Source organism: Variovorax sp. 01T439_2, assembly GCF_056398445.1.
The window spans coordinates 1-3,592 of record NZ_JBFTPJ010000628.1; the positions used below are offsets into that span (position 1 = coordinate 1).

Consider the following 3,592-nt stretch of genomic DNA (forward strand, 5'->3'; position numbering starts at 1 on the left):
GCCCTACACCTACCGCATCGGCAGCGCGCCGCTCGACGCGGTGGCGAATGTCGAAAAGCCCATGCCGCGCGACTTCATCTCGGAGGACGGCTGGGGCATCACCGACCAGTGCAGGCGCTACCTGCTGCCGCTGATCGAAGGCGAGGACTACCCCGCCTACCGCAACGGCCTGCCGGTGTACGCCACCCTGCGCAACGTGGCCGTGCCCAGGAAGCTGCCGGCCTTCGAGCTCGCCTGACGCGATGGAAACGGCCACCGCCACCATCGACACCACGCGCTGTCCGCTGTGCGGCGAGGAGAACCGCTGCGCGATGGAAACCGCGCGCGAAACCGGCCAGCCGCAACCGCCCTGCTGGTGCATGGCGGCCGACTTCGGCAAGGCGCCGTTCGCGGCCCTGCCGCCGGCATCGCGCGGCAAGGCCTGCATGTGCGCGCGCTGCGCCGCGGGGATAGCGGCGGCCGAGCCTCGTCAGGACTGAGCGGCGCCCTGCTGCTGGTTCTGGGCCTGCGGTACTGGCGCGGGCGCCGCTTGGGAAGCAGCTGCGGGGGCTTTTGCCTCCGGCGGCAGCGGCACGCCGGGCGACGCGGCTGCGGACATGCCGCGGTCGCGCTGCTGCGTGATCACGCAGTGGATGAACTGCAGCTTGCCGACGGCCACGCGCGGCAGCACGAAGGGGTAGTAGTCGGGCTGGCCCATGCTGCGCGAAAGTTCGTTGAGCACGTTGGTGAGCAGCACCCAGCCGTTGAGAAAGTCCAGGAACTTGGCGGCGCCGGGATGCTCGGGCTGCCAGAGGTCTTCCGCGGTGAACAGGTCGGTCGCAAGCTCGACGTTGGTGGCGTCCACGCCAAAGCTCATCGCCGTGTCGGCGGTGTCGGCCATGTGCAGGTAGTGGGCCCAGGTCTCGGYCCAGTCCTCCCAGGGATGCATGCTCGCGTAGCTGCTCACGAAGCGGTTGGCCCAGTCGGGCGGCGGGCCCTGTTCGTAGTGCTGCTGGAGCGCCGCGGCGTAGTCGGCGCGCTCGTCGCCGAAGAGCGCGCGGAACCCGTCGAGCCAGGGCGTGGGCTGCACCAGCAGGTCCCAGTAGTAGTGGCCGACCTCGTGGCGGAAATGCCCGAGCAGCGTCCGGTAGGGCTCGCGCATTTCGGCGCGGATGCGCTCGCGCACGGCGTCCTCGGCCTCTTCGGCGTTGAGGGTGATCACGCCCTGTTCATGCCCGGTCATCACGTGCGGGCCGCCCGGCATGTTGCCGAGGAAGTCGAAGGCCAGCCCGTGCACCGGATCGGCATGGCGGCTGACCACCGGCAGCCCGAGCGCGAGCAGCTGCGAGATGAGCCGGCGCTTCGCATGCTCGAGCTTGCGCCAGAGTTCGCCGTTGCTCTCCACCGAGAGATCGGGGATGGTGCGGGTGACGCTGCAGGCCAGGCAGTAGCCGGGCGCGAGGCCGTCGGTGTTGAACGAAGGGTCGTCGCCCTCGCGCGGGGCCGGCACCATCCAGTTGCAGCTGGCGGCGGTCATGAGGTTGGCGCAGCGGCGGTAGGTGCGGCCGTCGGGATTGCCGAACACGGTGAAGAGCTGTTCCTCGGGCTCGGCGCCGTCGGCTGCGCCGCCCTCGGCCTTGTCTTCGGCCTCGACCGGCGCCAGCGGCACCACGCCCAGGCGCTCGATCACGTAGCCGAGCGGCGTGCGGCAGGCCAGGCACTGGCTGTTGCGCAGGAACACAGGCCGGCCGCACTGGCAGCGGTAGGCGCGGCTCACGGTGGGCGCCGCGAGTTCGGAGGCAAGGTGGGAGGGCGCGCCCGGTTCGGGAGCGCTGGCATGGTCAGGTGGCGTATTCATGTCGTTGTTCTGGAAAGGCAGCGCGGGACAGCGGTGCATTGTGTGACGCGCAGGTGCCGGCTCCGCCGCGCAAAGCCCGATATGCTTGTAGGACGACGGACCCGCATCGAATAAAAAGCGGGGCCACCGCCCATGACCACCACTCCCAAGCCCGAAGCCGCTTCGCCGGCCCCGCCCTCCATCGGCACGCTGCGCGAACGCTACGGCCCGCGCTACCGCTGGTACCTGCTGCTCTCGGTGATGGTGGGCGTGATGGCGTCGATCATGTCCTCGACCATCGTCAACGTCGCAATCCCGGGCATGAGCCACCATTTCTCGCTGGGCCAGGAGCGCGCGCAGTGGGTGAGCTCGGGCTTCATGGTGGCGATGACGGTCTCGATGCTGACCACGCCGTGGCTGCTGTCGCGCTACGGCTACCGGCGCACCTACGCGGGCACGATGGTGCTGCTCCTCGCGGGCGGCGTGGCGGGCGGGCTGGCCAACAACTTCTCGCTGGTGCTGCTGGCGCGCGTGGCCGAAGGGCTTGCGGCGGGCGTGGTGCAGCCGATTCCGGCCATCATCATCCTGCGCGCCTTCGAGCCCCACGAGCAGGGGCGCGCGAGCGGCATCTTCGGCATGGGCGTGGTGCTGGCGCCGGCCATCGGGCCCAGCATCGGCGGCGTGCTGGTCGACCTGTTCGGCTGGCGCTCGATCTTCTTCATGGTGGTGCCGTTCTGCCTGGCCTCGCTCTGGCTGGCCTACCGGTTCGTGCCCACCACGGCGCCCGGCGGCGTGGCGGCCACGCGCGGCAGCGGGCTCGACTGGCGCGGCCTTGCATTAGGCACCGTGGGCACGCTCTGCCTGCTGAACGGCCTGGTCGAGTTGCGCGGCGATTCGCCGCTGCAGGCCGGCCTGCTGCTGGCAGCCGCGGCGCTGGCCTTTGCAGCCTTCGTCTGGTGGCAGCGCCGCCATGCGGCCGGCGGCGGCGAACCGCTGATGAACCTGGCGCTCTTCCAGTACCGCCAGTTCGCCATGGGCAGCGTGGTCGCCTTCATCTACGGCACGGCGCTGTTCGGCTCCACCTACCTGCTGCCGGTGTACATGCAGGTCGGGCTGCAATTGTCCGCGTCGCACGTGGGCACCATCCTGCTGCCGGCGGGCATCGTGCTGGCCCTGACCATTGCGGGCGTGGGCCGGCTGGCCGACCGGCAGCCGACCTGGATGCTGGTGAGCATCGGCTTGGTGCTGCTGGCGGCTTCGTTCGCGCTGATGGTGGTGCTCCGGCTCGACAGCGCGCTCTGGCTGCTGGTGGCTTTTGCGATCATCGGGCGCATCGGGCTTGGCTTCATCCTGCCCTCGCTCAACCTCGGCTCGATGCGGCCGCTGGCCAAGCCGCTGATTCCACAGGGCGCCAGCGCGATCAACTTCCTGCGCATGCTGGGCGGCGCGGCCGGCGTGAGCCTGTGCGCCATCGTGCTCGAATGGCGGCTGGCGGCGCATGGCGATTCGCTGGCCAATGCCGCAAGCAGCCCCGCGCGGCTGGCGGCCTTCGACGAGGTGTTCCTGATGCTGGCGGCGCTTTGCGCACTGGCCATTTGCGCGGCCTGGCAGCTTCGGCAGTCCGATCCGGCAAGGGTAAGCACTTAGTAATACTTAAGCACCCATCGTTTCTAATTGTTAGCATTTGTTAGCTAATGATGGGATGGGTTTCATGCAACGCAGAAGTTTTGTCGCCGGAACGGCGGTTTTCGCAGCGGGCCTGGCCCATCTCTCGTC

At 69.3% G+C, this 3,592-nt stretch carries 3 protein-coding genes and 1 pseudogene; 3 read left to right on the top strand and 1 reads right to left on the bottom strand.

Annotation, left to right across the window (positions count from 1 at the left end; translation table 11 throughout):
• Together AC1DOC_RS24670 and AC1DOC_RS24675 are read left to right on the top strand one after the other, a co-directional pair.
• Window positions 1-238: pseudogene (locus AC1DOC_RS24670) on the top strand (diphosphate--fructose-6-phosphate 1-phosphotransferase); the annotation flags it as partial.
• A gap of 4 nt (window positions 239-242) precedes the next feature.
• Complete coding sequence (locus AC1DOC_RS24675; RefSeq protein ID WP_278877458.1) at window positions 243-479, top strand: cysteine-rich CWC family protein; 237 nt, start codon at window positions 243-245, stop codon at window positions 477-479.
• Here the strand turns inward: AC1DOC_RS24675 and AC1DOC_RS24680 are convergent.
• On the bottom strand, window positions 470-1,837 hold the full coding sequence (locus tag AC1DOC_RS24680; RefSeq protein WP_478130682.1) for a zinc-binding metallopeptidase family protein: 1,368 nt from the start codon (window positions 1,835-1,837) through the stop codon (window positions 470-472). The two genes, AC1DOC_RS24675 and AC1DOC_RS24680, sit on opposite strands and share 10 nt — an antisense overlap.
• A gap of 132 nt (window positions 1,838-1,969) precedes the next feature.
• Here AC1DOC_RS24680 and AC1DOC_RS24685 point away from each other — a divergent pair, with 132 nt between their 5' ends.
• A complete protein-coding gene (locus tag AC1DOC_RS24685; RefSeq protein WP_012745600.1) occupies window positions 1,970-3,463 on the top strand; it encodes a DHA2 family efflux MFS transporter permease subunit in 1,494 nt (497 codons plus the stop codon).
• Window positions 3,464-3,592 lie beyond the last annotated feature (129 nt).

Coding starts and splice junctions, on each gene's coding strand:
- AC1DOC_RS24675 (WP_278877458.1), top strand. CDS start 243: ATGGAAACGGCCACCGCCACCATCGACACCACGCGCTGTCCGCTGTGC.
- AC1DOC_RS24685 (WP_012745600.1), top strand. CDS start 1,970: ATGACCACCACTCCCAAGCCCGAAGCCGCTTCGCCGGCCCCGCCCTCC.